Annotated in this window: 12 protein-coding genes and 1 pseudogene; 4 read left to right on the top strand and 9 right to left on the bottom strand. The window is 74.3% G+C overall.

Translation table 11 applies throughout. The features are described from left to right. Window position 1 precedes the first annotated feature (1 nt). Window positions 2-2,320 carry a bifunctional salicylyl-CoA 5-hydroxylase/oxidoreductase gene (locus DRB89_RS36370; protein WP_112448646.1) on the top strand — a complete coding sequence of 773 codons (2,319 nt, stop codon included), beginning with the start codon at window positions 2-4 and terminating at the stop codon, window positions 2,318-2,320. Here DRB89_RS36370 and DRB89_RS36365 read toward each other — a convergent pair. Continuing rightward, a complete protein-coding gene (locus DRB89_RS36365; protein ID WP_239516528.1) occupies window positions 2,317-4,686 on the bottom strand; it encodes an ATPase in 2,370 nt (789 codons plus the stop codon). The two genes, DRB89_RS36370 and DRB89_RS36365, sit on opposite strands and share 4 nt — an antisense overlap. Before the next feature lie 39 nt (window positions 4,687-4,725). Next, on the bottom strand, window positions 4,726-5,379 hold the full coding sequence (locus DRB89_RS36360) for a hypothetical protein (protein WP_239516526.1): 654 nt from the start codon (window positions 5,377-5,379) through the stop codon (window positions 4,726-4,728). Between the two features lie 138 nt (window positions 5,380-5,517). Between DRB89_RS36360 and DRB89_RS36355 the strand changes: the two genes are divergently transcribed. Continuing rightward, on the top strand, window positions 5,518-6,138 hold the full coding sequence (locus DRB89_RS36355) for a hypothetical protein (RefSeq protein WP_112451119.1): 621 nt from the start codon (window positions 5,518-5,520) through the stop codon (window positions 6,136-6,138). 15 nt (window positions 6,139-6,153) lie between these two features. Here DRB89_RS36355 and DRB89_RS36350 read toward each other — a convergent pair whose 3' ends face one another. The 4 genes from DRB89_RS36350 to DRB89_RS36335 all read right to left on the bottom strand — a co-directional run bounded on the left by DRB89_RS36350 (window position 6,154) and on the right by DRB89_RS36335 (window position 10,766). Then, window positions 6,154-8,142: a transposase gene (locus DRB89_RS36350; RefSeq protein ID WP_239516525.1), complete on the bottom strand. Its 1,989-nt coding sequence runs from the start codon at window positions 8,140-8,142 to the stop codon at window positions 6,154-6,156. A 168-nt stretch (window positions 8,143-8,310) separates the two neighbouring features. Next, window positions 8,311-9,099, bottom strand: coding sequence for an enoyl-CoA hydratase/isomerase family protein (locus DRB89_RS36345; protein WP_112451120.1), 789 nt, complete (start codon window positions 9,097-9,099; stop codon window positions 8,311-8,313). Beyond that, on the bottom strand, window positions 9,096-9,593 hold the full coding sequence (locus tag DRB89_RS36340; RefSeq protein ID WP_112463922.1) for an OB-fold domain-containing protein: 498 nt from the start codon (window positions 9,591-9,593) through the stop codon (window positions 9,096-9,098). Before DRB89_RS36340 ends, DRB89_RS36345 begins: the two co-directional genes overlap by 4 nt. Window positions 9,594-9,614: 21 nt before the next feature. Further along, on the bottom strand, window positions 9,615-10,766 hold the full coding sequence (locus DRB89_RS36335) for a lipid-transfer protein (protein WP_112451121.1): 1,152 nt from the start codon (window positions 10,764-10,766) through the stop codon (window positions 9,615-9,617). A 437-nt stretch (window positions 10,767-11,203) separates the two neighbouring features. Here DRB89_RS36335 and DRB89_RS36325 point away from each other — a divergent pair. Beyond that, window positions 11,204-12,037, top strand: a pseudogene (locus tag DRB89_RS36325) (AMP-binding protein); the annotation flags it as partial. Window positions 12,038-12,061: 24 nt separating this feature from the next. Here the strand turns inward: DRB89_RS36325 and DRB89_RS36320 are convergent. Continuing rightward, window positions 12,062-12,718, bottom strand: coding sequence for a bifunctional 4-hydroxy-2-oxoglutarate aldolase/2-dehydro-3-deoxy-phosphogluconate aldolase (locus DRB89_RS36320; protein WP_112451314.1), 657 nt, complete (start codon window positions 12,716-12,718; stop codon window positions 12,062-12,064). An 80-nt stretch (window positions 12,719-12,798) separates the two neighbouring features. On the opposite strand from DRB89_RS36320, the gene DRB89_RS36315 reads away from it, so the two are divergent. Further along, window positions 12,799-13,593, top strand: a complete 795-nt coding sequence (locus DRB89_RS36315) for an IclR family transcriptional regulator (RefSeq protein ID WP_112451315.1) — start codon at window positions 12,799-12,801, stop codon at window positions 13,591-13,593. A gap of 98 nt (window positions 13,594-13,691) precedes the next feature. On the opposite strand, the gene DRB89_RS36310 is transcribed toward DRB89_RS36315, so the two are convergent. Both DRB89_RS36310 and DRB89_RS36305 read right to left on the bottom strand, forming a co-directional pair. Next, window positions 13,692-15,821 carry a tetratricopeptide repeat protein gene (locus DRB89_RS36310; protein ID WP_162688871.1) on the bottom strand — a complete coding sequence of 710 codons (2,130 nt, stop codon included), beginning with the start codon at window positions 15,819-15,821 and terminating at the stop codon, window positions 13,692-13,694. 191 nt (window positions 15,822-16,012) lie between these two features. After that, entirely contained in the window at window positions 16,013-17,056 is a 1,044-nt protein-coding gene (locus DRB89_RS36305) for a S66 peptidase family protein (protein ID WP_112451317.1), read from the bottom strand. Window positions 17,057-17,193: the final 137 nt, after the last annotated feature.

Here is a 17,193-nt window from a genome sequence, read left to right as displayed (position 1 = left end):
GATGCCGGAACCCGCCGTGCTGAGGGTCGCCGTCGTGGGCGGGGGACCGGGCGGGCTGTACGCCGCCGCCCTGCTCGCCCGGCAGGGGCACGCGGTGGAGGTCTGGGAGCGCAACGCCCCCGATGACACCTTCGGCTTCGGCGTGGTGCTCTCCGACGAGACCCTCGGCGGCATCGAAGCGGCCGACGCCGTCGTCTACGCCGCCCTGTGCGCGGAGTTCACGCGCTGGGACGACGTCGACATCGTGCACCGGGGCCGGCTGCTGACCTCCGGCGGCCACGGCTTCGCCGCGCTGGGCCGCCGCCGCCTCCTGGAGATCCTGCACGAGCGGTGCGCGGGCCTCGGGGTCCGGCTGCGCTTCCGCGCCGAAGCCCCCGACCCGCGGGCGCTCGCGGCCTCGTACGACCTGGTCGTCGCGGCGGACGGGGTGCACAGCCGGATCCGCGAGAGCGGCGCGGCGCACTACCGGCCGACGGTCACGGGAGGCCGGTGCCGGTACATCTGGCTGGCCGCCGACTTCGCGCTCACGGCCTTCCGCTTCGAGATCGCCGAGACCGAGCACGGGGTGATGCAGCTGCACGCCTACCCGTACGCGGCGGACTCCTCCACCGTGATCGTCGAGATGCGCGAGGAGGTCTGGCGGCAGGCCGGCTTCGACCTGTGCGACGAGGCGGAATCGGCCGCCCGCTGCGCCAAGATCTTCAGCGAGGCCCTGCGGGGACGGCCGCTGCGCGGGAACCGCTCCGCGTGGACCCGGTTCCACACCGTCGCCAACGAGCACTGGTCCCACGGGAACGTGGTGCTGATCGGCGATGCGGCGCACACCGCGCACTTCTCGATCGGCTCCGGCACCAAACTGGCCGTGGAGGACGCGCTCGCGCTCGCCCGGGCGCTGGAGGCGGACCGGGACGTCCCCGCCGCGCTGGCCGCCTACGAGGCCGCACGGCGGCCTGCGGTGGCCTCCACCCAGCGGGCGGCCGCCGCCAGCATGCGGTGGTTCGAGGAGGCCGCCGCGTACGTGGACCAGCCCGCCCGGCAGTTCGCCTTCAACCTCCTCACGCGCAGCAGGCGGGTCACCCACGGCAACCTGCGGCTGCGCGACCCGCGCTTCACCCGCGCGGTGGAGCAGGAGTTCGGCTGCCCCGACGGGGCCGGCGAGGGCCCGGACCGGGCGGGAACGCCGCCGATGTTCACCCCGCTCACCCTGCGCGGACTGACGCTGCGCAACCGGGTCGTGGTGTCCCCGATGGACATGTATTCGGCGACAGGAGGTGCCTCGGCGACAGGACGTGCTGCGGCGACCGGGGACGAGGGGGTCCCGGGCGATTTCCACCTGGTCCACCTCGGCGCGCGGGCTCTCGGTGGGGCGGCCCTGGTGATGACCGAGATGGTCTGCGTCAGCGCCGAGGGCCGCATCACCCCGGGCTGCACGGGCCTCTACACCGCGCGGCAGGCCGCAGCCTGGGCGCGGATCGCCGACTTCGTGCACGCCTCCGCGCCCGGAGTCGCCCTCGGCGTCCAGCTCGGCCACTCGGGCCGCAAGGGCTCGACCCGGGTGATGTGGGAGGGCATGGACGCCCCCCTGCCCGAGGGCAACTGGCCGCTGGTGGCCGCCTCCGCGCTGCCGTACCGGCCCGGGGTCTCGGCCGTCCCGCGCGAGCTGGCCGCCGCCGACCTCGCCGCCGTCCGCTCCGACTTCGCGGCGGCCGCCGTCCGCGCCGCCGACGCCGGCTTCGACCTGCTGGAACTGCACTGCGCGCACGGCTACCTGCTCTCCGGGTTCCTCTCCCCGCTGACCAACCTGCGCACCGACGCCTACGGCGGCCCGCTGGAGAACCGGCTCCGCTTCCCGCTCGAGGTCTTCGACGCGGTCCGCGCCGTCTGGCCCGCGGACCGGCCGATGACGGTCCGCCTCTCGGCCACCGACTGGGCGCCCGGCGGCACCTCGCCCGAGGACGCGGTCGCCATCGCCGGGGCCTTCGCGGCCCACGGCGCGGATGCCATCGACGTCTCGACGGGCCAGGTGGTGGCGGACGAGGCCCCCGAGTACGGGCGCTCGTACCAGACCCCCTACGCCGACCGGATCCGGGCCGCGCTCGGCGTCCCGGTCATCGCGGTCGGCGCGATCTCCTCCTGGGACGACGTCAACTCCCTGCTCCTGGCCGGCCGCGCCGACCTCTGCGCACTCGGCCGCCCCCACCTCTACGACCCGCACTGGACCCTGCACGCGGCCGCCGAGCAGTCCTACACGGGTCCGGCCGCCCCCTGGCCGGCCCCCTACCTGGCAGGCAGCCGCAGACCCCCGACCGGGCGGGACTAGGTCGACATGGGCGCGAGTCCGAGGTCGGACAGGGCGGACGCGCCGGTCGCGGCGTGCGCGCCCCCGGCGAGCAGCAGCGTGCGCGCCCACTGGTAGCGGCAGCCGGCCGCCTCGAACGCCGCCGCGGTGGCGAGCAACTGCGGCAGATCGCCGCCGAGCAGTGCCTCCGCCCGGTCGACCAGGGCGGTGGCGACCGGGTTCCCGGCGACCACGGCCCGGGCGGCGGCGATCCGCGCCCGGGCGTCCGGGTGCCCGGCGAGGACCGCTGCCTCCGCCCGGAGCGCCGCGTACCAGTGCAGCCAGACCCAGCAGACCCACTTCCACACCTGCTCCGGCTCGGGCGCGACGCGCTCCAGGGCCGCGTGCGCGTCCCCGTGGTGGAGCAGGACCATGGCGTCGAAGACGGCGCCGTGGCCGTGGTGGTGGTCCTCCTTGCTGCCGGTCCGGTCGGTGATCGTGAGCCAGGCCGCTCGGGCCTCGTGGTCGCCCCGCAAGCCGTGGATCATCGCGACGGACGCGGCGGCCGGACCGAGTGAGAACGACCGCTGCCGGCCGGCCTGCTCCCACGCGTCGAGGAAGCGCACGCTGCTGGTGAGCACCGCGTCGGCACGGCCCGCGAACGCGTCCGCGACCAGCAGCCAGGACGTGGCGTGGTCGCCCACCTCGGCCAGCTGCGGCTGGTCCGCGAGCCGGCTGCCCCACTGGCGGGCCGCCGACAGCTCGCCCGTGCCGACGGCGGTCGCGGCGGCCATGGCCAGGGCGTCGATCAGCTCGTGCGTCCGGGCGGGGGCGCTCGGCGCCGAGGTCAGGATGTCGATCCGGGCCCGGGCGGCGGCCGCGGCGGCGAAGCTCTCACCGGCCCAGCTCTGGGCGCCGGAGAGCGCGTCGAGGGCGGCGGACCGTGCCACCGGGTCGCCCGCGCGCCCGGCGAGTTCGACGGCCCGTTCGGCGCACGCGACGGTGTCCGGTGCGGTGTTGTCCGCAGCCCCCTGGACCGCGCCGAACGCGTCCGCGACCACCGCGGCCTCGGCCAGCGCGAAAGCCGCCTCGGCGGCCGGGTCGTCGTCACCGGTCAGCTCGCGCGCCGCCGCGAGCAGGCCGGTCACCTCGTCCGCGGGCGGAACCCGGCTGCTGAACGTGCTGGAGAAGCGGTAGGCGGCGGTGGCGGCAGCCGCCAGGTCGCGGGCGGCCCCGGAGGCGTCCCCGGCCCGTCGGGCGGCTTCGGCGGCGGCCCGGTGCAGGCGGTACATGTCGTCCCCGAGCCTGCGGCACCCGGCCACCCCGGCGGCCTGCCGCAATGCGGCGGCGGCGTCGGCGCCGACGGCGAGCGAGGCCGCCTGCTCGTACCGCTGTTGGGCCTCGCCCAGCAGGTTCCGGGTGAAGGCCAGCTCGGCCATGGACAGGGCGAGACGGCACGCGTCCGCGCGCTGCTCCGGCCGGCCCGCGGCCCAGGCCAGGGCGGCCCGCAGGTCCTCCGCGACCGCGTCGAACCGGGCTCGCCAGTCCGAGCCGCCGCCTTCCTGGAGGCCGGCCGCACCGGCCAGGCACCAAGCCAGGTGGCGCGACCGGACGTCGCCGAGCTCACCGGCGTCGGCGAGCCGCTCCGTGCCGTACTGGCGGAGGGTCTCCAGCGCCTGGTAGCGGGTGCCGGTGTCGGACGGTGTCACGGCGAGCAGGCTCTGCTCGGCGAGCCTGCCGAGCCCGTCGGCGACCGCGGCCGCCTCCAGCGGGGCGAACCCGGCCACCTCGGAGGCCACTTCGGCGGCCACCTCGGAGGCCACTTCGGCGGCCGCCTCGGCGGTGAACGGAGCGACGAACGCCGACACCCGACGCAGCAGTGCCCGGTCCCGCGGCTCGAGCAGGTCGTGGCTCCAGTCGAGGACGGCCCGCACCGACCGGTGCCTGCCGTCGGCGCGGGGGCCGCCGGCGAGGATCCGGAGCTGGTCGCCGAGGCCGGCCGCCAGGCCGTCCAATCCGAGCGTGGACCACCGGGCCGCCGCCAGTTCGATGGCCAGCGCCATGCCGTCGAGCCGTTCGCACAGCGCCGCGATCCGGTCGCGTTCCGCCGGCGCGGGGGCCCTGCCGACCGCCGCCGCCCGCTCCAGGAACAGGGCCACCGCCTCCGACTCGCCGCCGCCGACGCGCGACAGCGGCGGAACCGGGAAGACCCACTCGAACGGCACCATCAGCCGGGCCCGGCTGGTCGCGAGCACCCGTATCCCCGGGCAGGCGACGAGCAGCCGTTCCAGGAACGGCGCCACCCCGTCGCGCACCTGCTCGCAGTTGTCCAGTACCAGCAGTGCCTGACGGTCCGCCAGCGCGGCCATCAGCGCGTCGTCGATGCCGCGCCCGGGCTGCTCGCCCACCTCAGGGGGACGGGGCCGCCGTCATGTCCGGGTGCGGCGCTACGAGCCGTCCTTGGGCGGGTCGGGCCGCGGGTCCGGCCGCCAGGGGTGCGTCTCCGGGGTGACCGGGTACGGGTACGTGCCCTCCTGGCCGCCGTACGGGCCCTCCTGGCCGGCGCCCGGGCCCGGGCCCGGGGCGTACGGGTCCGGGGCGCGGTCGGGGTTCGTGCGGTCGGGGTTCTGGCGGTCCAGGCTCTGCCGGTCGCGGCGGTCGAGGCTGCGGCGGGCGCGGCGGCCGGGCCGGCCGCTCATCACGGCCGCCGCCAGCAGGAGCAGGGCGCCCGCGCCGAAGGCGTTGGCGAGGCCGTCGCCCAGGCCCAGGCCGTCGCCGCCGACCGAGAGGCTGCCCGCCGCCTGGCCCTGACGGACCATCCAGAGCACGGCGAAGCCGAGGACGACGATCCCGGCGCAGGCCATCAGCAGCCGCGAGCGCAGCACGATCGCGACCAGCGCGAGCAGGGCGGCGAAGAGGAAGGGCAGCAGGAGCGAGCCCAGCAGGGCCGCCTTGGTGTCGGTGATCCCGGCGGCGGTGAACAGCTCCTGGATCCGGTAGTCGCGCCCGTGACGGCCGTCGTACCAGGCACGGAAGGGGCTCCAGACGGCTGCCGTCGCTCCGATCAGACCCAACAGCGAGCCGAGTACGTTGCGGATCATGCCCGGCCCTCCGGGGGATGTGGGTCTGGATCTCGGTCCCGACGCTACGCCCGCCCTCCGGCTCCCGCACGCGGAGCCCGGCCCGCGGCCCGTACCACCTGGTAGCGTGCCGCCGAGTTTCCAGGGGGAGGAGTGGCCGTGGCGGTCACAGTGCGGCGGGTCCGGTTCACGGTGGTGCTGGTGGGCGTGGTGCTCGCGCTGACGGGGTTCTCCTCGACGGGCGGCGGTGGCAGCGGTGGCAGCGGCAGTGGGAGCAGCAGCGGCAAGAGCGGCGGCGGGGGCGGCTGCTCCAGTTCCAAGAGCAAGCCGAAGAAGAAGAGCCCCGGCAGCGGCGGGAACGGCGGTGGCTCGACGGCCTCGCCCACGCCCAGCCCGTCCGCGCTGCCCGCGCACCTCGAGCTCGTCACCTGCGCCGGCCCGGGCCGGCCGAAGGCCACGGTCAAGATCACCTCGGACTCGGCCGTGACGCACACCATCCGGACGACGGTGAGCTTCGAATGGGAGGACTACGGCGTCGAGCACGTCATGGTCAGCGTCCACCACCTCAAGCCGGGCGAGAGCCGGACCTTGGACGTCCCCCTGAAGAGGGCCGAGAAGGCCGACGGGGTCCAACGGTGCGCCCTGGGCGCAGTCGAGATCGTCGAGGACGCGAGTCCGACGCCCACCGCGACCACCGGCTCCACGGGATCGTCCGCGGACCTGCCGGACGGCAAGAAGACGAGCACGCCGAAGCCCAAGTCCACCAAGAAGACCCGCTAAGACTTGATCCGCAGGTCACCAAAGGGTGAGTTGCGGATTGCGGCCGGGGCGGGGACCGGGCTTTCCGGCGTGGCCACGCGAGCGTGCCTCATCCGGGGTTGCTCGGTGCCGCTGTCCGGCGGTTCGGGGAGCAGGGGTCTCACGGCGTTGCTGCCGTGGGACTGCCACGCGACCCGGCCGCCGGAGCGGTTTCGGGCTCGGTGTGGTTGACTCCCGCAGCGCTTCTTCCAGCGCTTGTGCGTAGGTGATCTGTGCGTGCCGGGACATGGCGGTGTCCAAGTATGCGGTCGTGGGGTCGTCTACGTCGGTGAAGCGGACGAACGCGGCCAGCGCGGCGGATACGAGGTCCCGTTTGCCGGTGAGGCCGCACGCGGTGCACGTGTGCTCACGCTCCCGCAGCATCTTGGAGACGCGCTCACCGCACAGGCAGTGCTGCGACAAGGCCGTTGACCAGGTAGAGGCCCGGACCAGCCGCCCCCCGGCCGCTTCGCACTCGACCGTGAGGGCAGAGATCAGCATGCCCGGCGTGGTCTGCGACAGACGCTTGCCCCACAACCGGTACCAGGCGCGGATGTCACAGTCCTCCACGACCAGCACGGGGCCGTGGGCGGCGATGATCTCCCGGGCCACCAGACGGGCACGGTGACGGCGGTGTTCAGCGATACCGGCAGCCTGTTCGGCCTGGCGGGCGCGCGTCACCCGGTAGTTGGTGGAGAGTCGGTCGTGGCGGAACGCCTGCTTCGGCACTCCATCGGACCGGGCGGCACGGGCACCACCAGGAACGCTGACCGTCTTCGGCTTGAGGCCCTGCGCTTCCCTCCGGCCGGCGCGCTTGGCCTGCTTCCTCGATAAGCCGTACTGCGCGGCGTTCGTCGCACGACGGGAGCGCTCCAGCGCCCGAGCACGGTCCCGCCGCTTCTTTGCCTGCTTCTCCAGCAGGGTCCGCTCGGCTTCGGTGAGCGTGATCTCGGTGGAGACGGGCTTGCCGCCGGTGAGGGCGGCGGGGAGGGAGACGACGGAGAGGTTGGAGACGTTGCCGTCCACCCCGCCGATACGGTCGAGCTGGGCGGCGCGGTCGCGCATGGCCCGCACGCTGGGTGAGGTGTATCCGGGGCCGAGGACCATCAAGTGCGCCTCATACACCCAGCCGCCCGGCGCGGATGCCTTCCTGCGGCGTACGAGGTCTACCTTGTGCCAGCGGCCGGGGCTGGAGAGGAAGTGCTGCACCCGCGCCCACTGGCCGGGCTGCTGCGGGATGCGTACCGGAAGTACGAGATCACCACGGGCACTTTCGGGTCCTCCGGCGAAGACGACGGCGAGGGGGCCGGTGTGGTCCCACCACGTCGCCTTCCGGGTGGCGGGCTTGCCTGAGGCGGTGACCTTGCCGGTGGGCACCCTGCCCTCGGGCACGGTCGGCTTCGGCATCCGGCGGGGCTGCATCAGCAGGTGCAGGCCGCCGTCGGTGTGGGCCGTGGAGTGGCTGTGGAGGGTGCCGACCAGGCGGAAGGTCTCCCACTTGTTGTCGGTCGTGTGGGAACGGGCGCGGCCCGGAATCCGGGTGAAGCCGTGCCAATTGCCGCCCTTCGGACGGCCGAAACGTTGGCCGGTGGCATCGGGGAAGAGATGCCGCTGCACCCCGTTCCACACCTCATCGGCCATATGCATGGCCAAGGCCTTGGAGGCGTGGTGCTTCAGGTGCCCCGATTCCTCCAAGTGCGTGTACGCGCAACGCTCCAGGCTCTCGCGGGACAGGCCCAGGCGCTGCCGTACGGCCTTCGCCCCCTGCTCCTCCCGCTCGCGGTACGCGGCCCAGTAGGCGTCCACCTTGGCGCGGGCGTCACGCTGGACGGCGCGCTTGATCGACCACATCGCCCCGTACAGGCCGTCCAGCCGGGCAAGCTCGGCGGGATCGGTGACGGCCAGCGGCAGCACCATCACCGACACGATCCCGTCGTCGGGCTTGGTCCACTTCGGGGCTTTGTTCTTCCCCCGGAACTTTCGCATCTGGGCATCCTGCATCACCGTCACCTCCCATCACTGATCCTAGATATGCAGATGCCCGGTAGGCGGCGGAACGGCTCAAGGTGACCGTCCAGCACGTCTACAACCTCAACAGCAACCGCGCCGGCTTCCCGGCGGCCGAGCCGGCTGCCGCCGGCCCGTCCCGTCCCGTCAGCGGATCCGCGGCTCCGGTCCCGCCCCGCGCCGCCCCGCGAACAGCTCCGCCTGCCGCTCCGGCGCCAGGTTGCCCAGGGCCACCAGCCCCGGGGCCTGCGCCAGCGCCTGCTGGAGCGCGGCCTGCTTCGCCGCCCACAGCGACCGCACGGTGCCCTGCACGGCCTCCGTCGGGAAGCCGGCCAGGGTCTCGGCCGCCCGCAGCGCCGCCGGGAGCAGCTCGTCCGGTTCGGCCAGCTCGGAGACCAGGCCGATCTCGTACGCCCGCCGCGCGGAGAGGCGTTCCGCCGTGCCCATCAGGGACATCCGGGCGGCCTCGCCGAAGGGCATCCGCTGCGCCATGTAGATCGCCTCGTAGGCGCTGACCATGCCGTAGCTGGTGTGCGGGTCGAAGTAGGTCGCGGACGCGGAGGAGACGATGAACTCCGACTCGCCCAGCAGGTAGAACGCCCCGCCGCAGGCCATGCCGTTGACGGCGGCGACGACCGGCTTCCACAGGTCGTTCGCCTTCGGGCCGATGGCGACGAGGGGGTCGTCCATCGAGAAGGGCGAGGAGGGCTGCGGCACGGAGACGCCCCGGTCGATGCCCGTGCAGAAGGCCGCCCGCCCGGCGCCCGTCAGCACGATCGCCCGCACTTCGTCCTCGAAGCGCAACTCCCGCCACACCCGCGCGAGTTCGGTGGCGGTCTCCAGGTCGATCGCGTTGTGCTTGCGCTCCCGGTCCAGTGTGACGACCGCGACCCCGGTGGTCTTGTCCCGCTCCACCCGCAGGCCCGGAGCCGTCATGACTTCTCCAGGATCCAGCGCGGTACGGCCATCCCGCCCGTCTCGGTGAAGACCACCTGGACCCGGGCGCCGATGCGCAGCCGCGCCGGGTCCACGGAGTTCATCGGGGCGTCGGCGGAGGCGACGAGGTTCCCGGCGAGACGGATGTGCGGGGCGTCGGCCAGCTCCACGAGGATCACGTTGTACGGGGCCTGCGCGGCGTAGGCGGGCAGCAGCGGCGGGTGCGGCTGCACGTACGACCAGATCCGGCCCCGGCCGCTCATCAGCCGCCATTCGGAGTCGAAGGAACGGCAGTGCGGGCAGCAGGGGCGGGGCGGGAAGCGGAGTTTGCCGCAGGCGGGCTCGGCGCAGGCCTGGACGCGGAGTTCGCCTTGGGCCGTGTACTCCCAGAAGGGGGCGCCGTCCTCGTCGGGGACGGGGAGGAGGAGCCCGTCCGCGGATGCCGAGGGCGTCGGGGGCGTCGGGGGTGTCGCGGGCTTGGTGGTGGGCTGCATCGTCATGGATTCGTCAGCTCCTCAGGCTCGCAGCAGGATCGCGGACGTCGGGACACCCTCGCCCGCGGTCACCAGGCAGGTGGCGGCGTCGGGGACCTGGGCGGTGGAGATCCCGCGCAGCTGCTTGACGCCCTCGTTGATCAGGTTGAACCCGTGGACGTAGGCCTCGGAGAGGCCGCCGCCGCCGGTGTTGATGGGCAGCCGGCCGCCCATCTCCAGCGCGCCGCCCTCGGTGAACGCGGCGCCCTCGCCGCGCCCGCAGAAGCCGTAGCCCTCCAGGGAGAGCGGGATCAGCGGGGTGAAGGCGTCGTAGATCTGGGCGACGTCCACGTCCTGCGGCCCGAAGTCGGCCTGCTTCCACAGGTGTCGGGCGGCGGTCCAGGCGGGTCCGGACAGCGGGTCGTCGTTCCAGTAGTTGACCATGCCGTGGTGCTGGGAGGGCAGGCCCTGGGCCACGGAGTGGACGTAGACGGGCTTTTGGCGGCAGTCGCGGGCGCGCTCGGCGCTGACGATGACGCAGGCCAGGGCGCCGTCCGTCTCCAGGCAGTTGTCGAAGAGGCAGAGCGGGTCGCTGATCATGCGGGAGGTCATGTACATCTCGCGGGTCAGCGGGCGCTCGTACATCATCGCGGCCGGGTTCTCGTTGGCCCGGTTGCGGCAGGCCATCGCGACGTTGAAGAGGTGGTCGCGGGTGGCTCCGTACTCGTGCATGTAGCGGCGGGCCAGCATCCCGATCTCGTCCGCGGGGCGCAGCAGCCCGAAGGGGCGGGTCCACTGGCCGGGGGTGGGGAGCTGGACGGCGGTGTTCTTCCACGGGCGGGGACCGGAGCCGCGCTTGCGCGAGCGCCAGGCGACGCCGACGCTCGCCTGACCGGTGGCGACGGCGGCGGCCAGGTGGCCGACGGTGGCGCAGGAGCCGCCGCCGCCGTAGCCGATCTTGGAGAAGAAGGTGACGTCGCCGGCGCCGATGGCCTTGGCGACCTCGACCTCGTCGGTCTCCTCCATCGTGTAGGAGGAGAAGGCGTCGACCTCGGAGGGGTCTATGCCGGCGTCGTCGAGTGCCGCCAGGATGGCCCGGCAGGCCAGTTCCTTCTCGGACTGCGGCAGTTGTTTGGCAAAGGCGGTCTGCCCGATGCCGACTATCGCCGTAGCGTCCTTGAGCGTTGCCGCCATCGCCACCTCCGGGGTGCGCACCAGTACTGACAGCCGCGAAGGCTACAGCTAATCTGACGGATAGTCAGCTACTGGTATCGCAGGAGGGGCGGACGATGGACGAGGACGAGGCCGCACGCAGTGTCGCTCGCGCGACCCGGAACGCGGACGGGGCAGGCCCGGCCACCGGCCCGGCGACCGGCCCGGCCACTGGCCCGGCCACCGGCCCGGACCGGGCCCGCCCGGCCACCGGCCCTGATCGCGCGCCCGGAGCGGAGTCCGGAGCCGAGTCCGGAGCCGAGTCCGGAGCCGAGTCCGGAGCGGGGTCCGGAGCCGAGTCCGGAGTGGAGTCCGGAGCGGGGTCCGGAGTGGAGTCCCGGACCGCATCCGCGCCGGGGGCCGGGGCGGTGGACGGTTCGGCGGGGCCGGAGGGCTCGGCGGAGGACCGGCGGGCCGACCTGGCGTGGACCAGCATCGGCGGGCTCGTGCGGCACGCCGCCGTCCGCTACGCCGGGAACGAGGCCGTCGTCGACGGGCGCGTCCGCATCGACTACGCCCAGCTCGGCGAACGCGTCGAACGCGCCGCGGCCGCCTGCATCGCCGCCGGCGTCGAACGGGGAGACCGGGTCGCCGTCTGGGCGCCCAACACCCTCGAATGGATCGTCTCCGCGCTCGGCGCCGTCTCCGCCGGAGCCGTACTCGTCCCCCTCAACACCCGTTTCAAGGGCACCGAGGCCGCGTACGTCCTCCAGCGCAGCCGCGCCAGGCTCCTCTTCGTCACCGGCACCTTCCTCGGCACCTCCTACGTCGCCTCGCTGCGCCGCGCCGCCGCCGAGGGCGAGGGCTCCGGACCGCTGCCCGGCCTGCCCCACCTGGAGCAGGTCGTCGTCCTGTCCGAGGACGCCCCCGACTCCTTCCGCACCTGGAAGGACTTCCTGACCGGCGGTGACTCCGTATCCGCCGAGGCGGTCGCGGCCCGCACGGCGTCGATCCGCGCGGACGCCCCCTCCGACATCATCTTCACCTCGGGCACCACCGGCAGCCCCAAGGGCGCCGTCATCACCCACGCCCAGTCCCTGCGCTGCTACGAGGTGTGGAGCGAGCTCGCCGGACTGCGCGAGGGCGACCGCTACCTGATCGTGAACCCCTTCTTCCACACCTTCGGCTACAAGGCCGGCATCATCGCCTGCCTGATGCGCGGGGCCACGATGGTCCCCCAGCCCGTCTTCAACGTGGACACCGCCCTCGCCAACATCGCCGCCGAGCGGATCTCCGTACTCCCCGGCCCGCCCCCCCGGTCGTGTTCCCGGTCCCCGTCACGGCCGGGCCCCCGTACCGGCGCAGGCGCCGCAGCAGGGCCGGGCCAGGTCGGCGAAGACGGCTGCCAGCTCGGCCGGGTCGGCGGGCAGGCCGTTGCCCACGCCGACGGCCGCGGCGCCGGCGGCGAGCCACTCCCGGACCTCGCCCGGAGCGATGCCGCCGGTCGGGATGATCAGGGCGTCGGGCAGGACCGCCTTGAGGGAGCGGATGAACCCGGGCCCTCCCACGTGCGCGGGGAAGACCTTCGCGGCGCCGGCGGACCGGGCGGCGCGGGCGATCTCGCCGGGGGTGAAGCCGCCTTCGATGAAGACCGCCCCGCGCGCCTCGGCGACCTCGCGGACCTCGGGAGCCGGGTAGGGGGAGACGAGGAAGGCGGCGCCCGCGCCGAGGGCGGTCTCCGCGGCCTCCGCGGTGGTGACGGTGCCGACTCCGATGAGCGCGGGGCGGCCGTGCGCGTCGGTGAGCGGGGCCGTGCGCGCGACGGCCTCGGCCCAGCCGGGTATGGAAGTGGTCAGCTCGACCGCGCGGCAGCCGGCGGCGAGCAGGGCGGTGGTGTGGCGGAGGGCCTCGTCGGCGTCGGCGTCGCGCAGGACCGGCAGCAGGCCCTGCGCGGTGATGACGGCGTACGGATGGCAGGACACAGAACCCTCCATTTGTTCCACGTAGTGGAACTTGGTATCGTGTACCGGAACTTCTGGTGCAGACCTTACCCATCGATGGAGATCACGTGCCCATGACGGAGAACCCCGGGACCGAAGAGGCCGGTGGTGCCGCGCGCGGCGGCCGCACCTCCACGGCGGGCACGGCGCTGGAGAAGTCGATGCGGATCCTGGAGGCGGTCGCCGCGCCGGGCGGCCCGCACCGGCTCACCGGCGTGGCGGCGGCGGCCGCGGTGCCCAAGTCGAGCACCTACCGCATCCTGGCCTCACTGATCGAGCAGGGCTTCGTACGCTCCGAAGCCGAGAGCCGCTACGGCGTGGGCCCTCGGCTGCGCGGGCTGTCCGCCCTGGTCAGCGGTGGGGAGCCGGCCGGTGTCGAGCAGATCCTGCGCGAGCTCCAGCAGTCCACCGGGCAGGCGGTCCACCTGGCCCTGCACAGCGGCGAGACCATCACCTACATCCGGAAGCTGGAGAGCGACCAACCGTTCCGGACCGCCTCGCGGATCGGCATGCGGATGCCCCTGCACACGACCGCGATCGGCAAGTGCATCCTGGCGCACCTGCCGCGGGCCGAGGTCCGCGAGCTCCTCTCCGCCGCCGGCCTGCCGCGCCGGACGCCGAACACGATCACCGGCGCGGAGGCGCTGGAGGCCGAGCTGGCGTCGGTGCGGGAGCGGGGGTTCGCACTGGACGACGAGGAGAACGAGCCCACCATCCGCTGCATCGGCGCCGTGATCCTCGGACCGACGGGCCTCCCGGTCGGCGGGGTCAGCGTCACCACCGTCACCTTCCTGGTCTCCCGCGAGGAGATCGAGGCCTACGCCCCCGCGCTGCGCTCGGCCGCGCTGGCGCTGACCCCGCTGCTCTGACCCCGCCGCTCCGACTCCACCCGCCTCGCGGCTCGCGCGGCTCGCGGCTTACGGGTCCTCCTGCCTTACGGGTCCCGCGCCTTACGGGTCCTCCTGCCTTACGGGTCCTCCCGCCCGGCCTCGTCCGCCAGCCGGGCCAGCAGCTCGCGGCCGGTCCGCAGGTGCCGGTGTCCCGGCTCCAGGACGGACCGCGCCCGGACCAGCGCGCCGGTCAGCAGTACGCGGGCCTCGGCGGTGCGGCCCTGGGCGGTCAGGGCCCGGGCCCACTCCAGCCGGGAGTAGAACACGTGCGGGTGGTCCGCGCCGAGCACCCGGGTCCGGTCGGCGGTGAGCCCCGCCCAGGCCTCCGCCGCTTCGGCTGCGCGCCCGGCGCGGGCGGCCAGCGCAGCCCGGCTCCCCCGGATGGCGAGGGTGTGCGGATCGTCCGGTCCGATTCCCTCGGCGGCTTCGGCCTCGGCGAGCAGCTCCGCCAACCTCCGCTCCGCGTCGGCCGGATCGCCCGGCCGGAACCAGATCAGGCTGCGCCGGGTCGCCAGCACCTGCGGATGGCCGGGACCTTGTACGCGCAGCCGGTCCGCGAGCAGGTCCTCCAACTGGCGTGCCGCCGCGCGGGGATCTCCGGCCTCCCCGGTGAAGTAGGCCAGCTGGTGGCGGGCCGCCAGGGTGTCCGGATGGTCGGGCCCCAGCACCTCCCCCACGTCGGCGAGCAGCTCCGTGAACCGGGCCGCGGCTGCCCTCAGGTTGCCGGACTCGCCGACGAAGAAGGCGAGTTGGTGGCGGGCGGCCAGCGTGTCGGGGTGCCTGGGGCCGAGCCGGTCCGTACGCCGGCGGGTGATCCCGGCGAGGTCCGCGGCGGCCCGGTTCGGCTTCCCGGAGTCCCCGATCGCGATGGCCAGTGGCAGTTCGGCTCCGGGGACTCCGCCGCGCGCGGCGAGGTCGAGGGCCTCGACGGCCCGCGCGAGGCGGCCGTCCTGGTGGGCGGCGAGGCCCATGTCGTAGGCGTCGACGGGCTCCACCCGGGCGAGTAGCCCGCGCCACAGGTGATCGGGAACGGGTCCGCGGCCCGGCGCGTTCAACAGGTAGTCGAACGCGGTGAATCCGGCTCCGTAGTTGCCGATCAGCAGCCCGCTCGTGGCGTATGCGGCCGCGCAGGCCCAGTCCATGGCCTGCGCGAAGGGCTCGGGCTGGAGGTCGCCGCCGCCCCTGGCCGCCAGGTAGGGGGCGTGCAGCTCGCGCAGCCACTCGCGGCTGACCGGGCGGCGCAGTCCGGCCCGGCGGCAGTCCACCGCCGCCGCGACCACGGCGGCGCCGCGCGGATTGGCGCCCGGAGCCCAGCCGTTCTCCCAGGAGGCCAGCAGCTCGGGACCGGCCGCCAGCACTTCGGCGACCCCGAACCGCTCCCCCGCGCGCAGGGCGGCGCCGATCCGCGGATCGCCCTCGTACGCCCGCGCCCGGCGGCGCTCGCGCGCGGACCAGTGCCGGGGCAGCCGGATGACGGCGGCCTGCTGGAGCAGATCGCGCTGGGCCCGCCAGGCGTCCCGGTCGGAGCCGGTGAGCCGACTCTCCTCGCGGGCGTCGTAGCGGCGGTATTCCTGGACCCGGATCGTCGCGATCGTCACCGCCTTCCCCAGGGTGGCCAGTTGGGCGGCGGTGAGGCCGCCCGCGCCGAGGTGGTCCTCGAGGTCGTCCAGCCAGAGCACGGCGCGGCGCCGCCGCGCGGCGATCCGTACCGCCTCGGGCAGCGCGGAGCGGGAGAGGGGGCGGACGAAGGCGTGCCGGGGGTAGCGGGTGCGGGCCACCTCGTAGGCGAGCCGGGTCTTTCCGGCGGTGGACTCGCCGACCACGAGGACGAAGCGGGCCCGGTCCAGGGCGGAACGCAGCATCGGTTCGGCGTCGCGCTCGATGTACGCGGGCGGCGTGCCCGGGGCGGCCTCGGCCGGGTGGACTCCGGCCAGTTCGGGCCGGTCCACGTCCCGCAGCAGCGGGATCCGGCCGGCCGCCGTGCGCAGCACCTCCCCCGCGGCCCGGGCGTCGGCGCCTTCATCCGGCTGCAACCGCTCGGCCACCAGCCCGGACAGCGCGGTGACGGCCGCGCCGATGCCGACGGCCCAGGGCCCCGATGTCCAGACCGCCGCCAGTGCCACCGCAGCAGCGCCGAGCCCGACCGCGCCGAGGTATCCGGCCCAGCCCCGGGCCCGGCCGGATCCCCGTAAGAGCAACGCCGACATGCCGCCCCCAACACGTCCCGTGGGAGGACCATTGTCACCCCGGACCCGGATCCGGCTACCCCAACGGACGGACGGGAACGCGGTGTTCGTCAGGTGGCGCGAGTCGGTCGCGCCGGTCGGCGGCCCCTGCGGACGGTGTCCGCAGATGGGGTCAGCGGGTGGAGTCGGCGGGTGGAGTCGGGCAGGTGGAGTCAGTACGTGACGAAGATCCGGCGGGCCGGGCCGTCCACCCGGACGCGGCCCCCGACGGGGATCACCACCTGGGGGTCGGTGTGGCCGAGGTCCACGTCGAAGACGGCCATGGTGTCGGGGGCGTACTCGCCCAGGGCCCGCAGGACGGCCTCGCGCTGCTCGCGGCGGTGCCGGATCCGCTCTTCGGGCCCGAGCCGGTTCTCGAAGGACCAGCTCTTCGCCCGGCCCATGAGCAGGGCCGGGAACTCGCGCAGCAGTCCGCGCTCCCCCATGCAGCGCAGGATGCGGTAGACCTCCTCGGCCCGCGGCATCTCCTCCGAGGTCTCCAGGAAGAGCACGCTGCCGGCGTGGGCCCGCGGGGTCCGCGCCACGCGGTCGGCCATCAGCAGCCAGGACAGGATCTCCAGGTTGCCGCCCCAGGCGGCGCCCTCGGCCACCCGGTCGCCCTGGTGCCAGGTCCAGCCCTCCGAGGGCTCCAGTTCCGGTTCTGCGTCGAAGGTGCGCGGGTCGTCCCAGGGGCCGTTGACGTCCCCGCTGGCCGTGGCGGGGGTGAGCTCGTACTCGCCCGGGGTGAACAGGGCCGCGCGCAGGGAGTCCGCGGTCAGCGGGTGCATCGCGCCGGGCCGGCCGAGCTCGACCATCACCGAGCCGCCGTGGTAGGCGACCATCCCCAGGTCCCGGAGGAAGAGCAGCAGGTTGATGTTGTCGCTGTAGCCGAAGAAGGGCTTCGGGTTGGCGCGCAGCAGGTCGGCGTCGAGGTGCGGGATCACGGCGATCTGGTCGTCGCCGCCGATGCTGGCGATCACGGCCTTGATCTCGGGGTCCGCGAAGGCCGCGTGGATGTCCGCGGCCCGCTCCTCGGGCGTGGCGCCCATCTTCCGGGTCGTCGGGTACTCCACCGGCTTCAGGCCGAACTCCTCGCCGAGCCTGCGCAGCCCCAGCTCGTAGGGCTGGGGGAAGAGCGCGGGCAGGCCGGCCGAAGGGGAGAGCACGGCGATGCGGTCGCCGGGGCGGGGCTTGGCCGGGTGGAGCGGATCTGTCATCGGGCCAGCGTAGGAGTGCCGCGTCCCTTCGCCGAAACGATTTCTCCGGAGCGCACCGATGCCCCCGGCCGCATCCGCCAACCCCCACCGCTCCCCGCCACTCCTCATCACTCCTTATTTGCAGCTATCACTCCTCA

Source organism: Streptomyces sp. ICC4 (assembly GCF_003287915.1).
GTDB classification, from domain to species: Bacteria; Actinomycetota; Actinomycetes; order Streptomycetales; family Streptomycetaceae; genus Streptomyces; species Streptomyces tritrimontium.
Note: the sequence above shows the minus strand (reverse complement) of the source record. Positions and strands in the feature narration are given on the sequence as shown.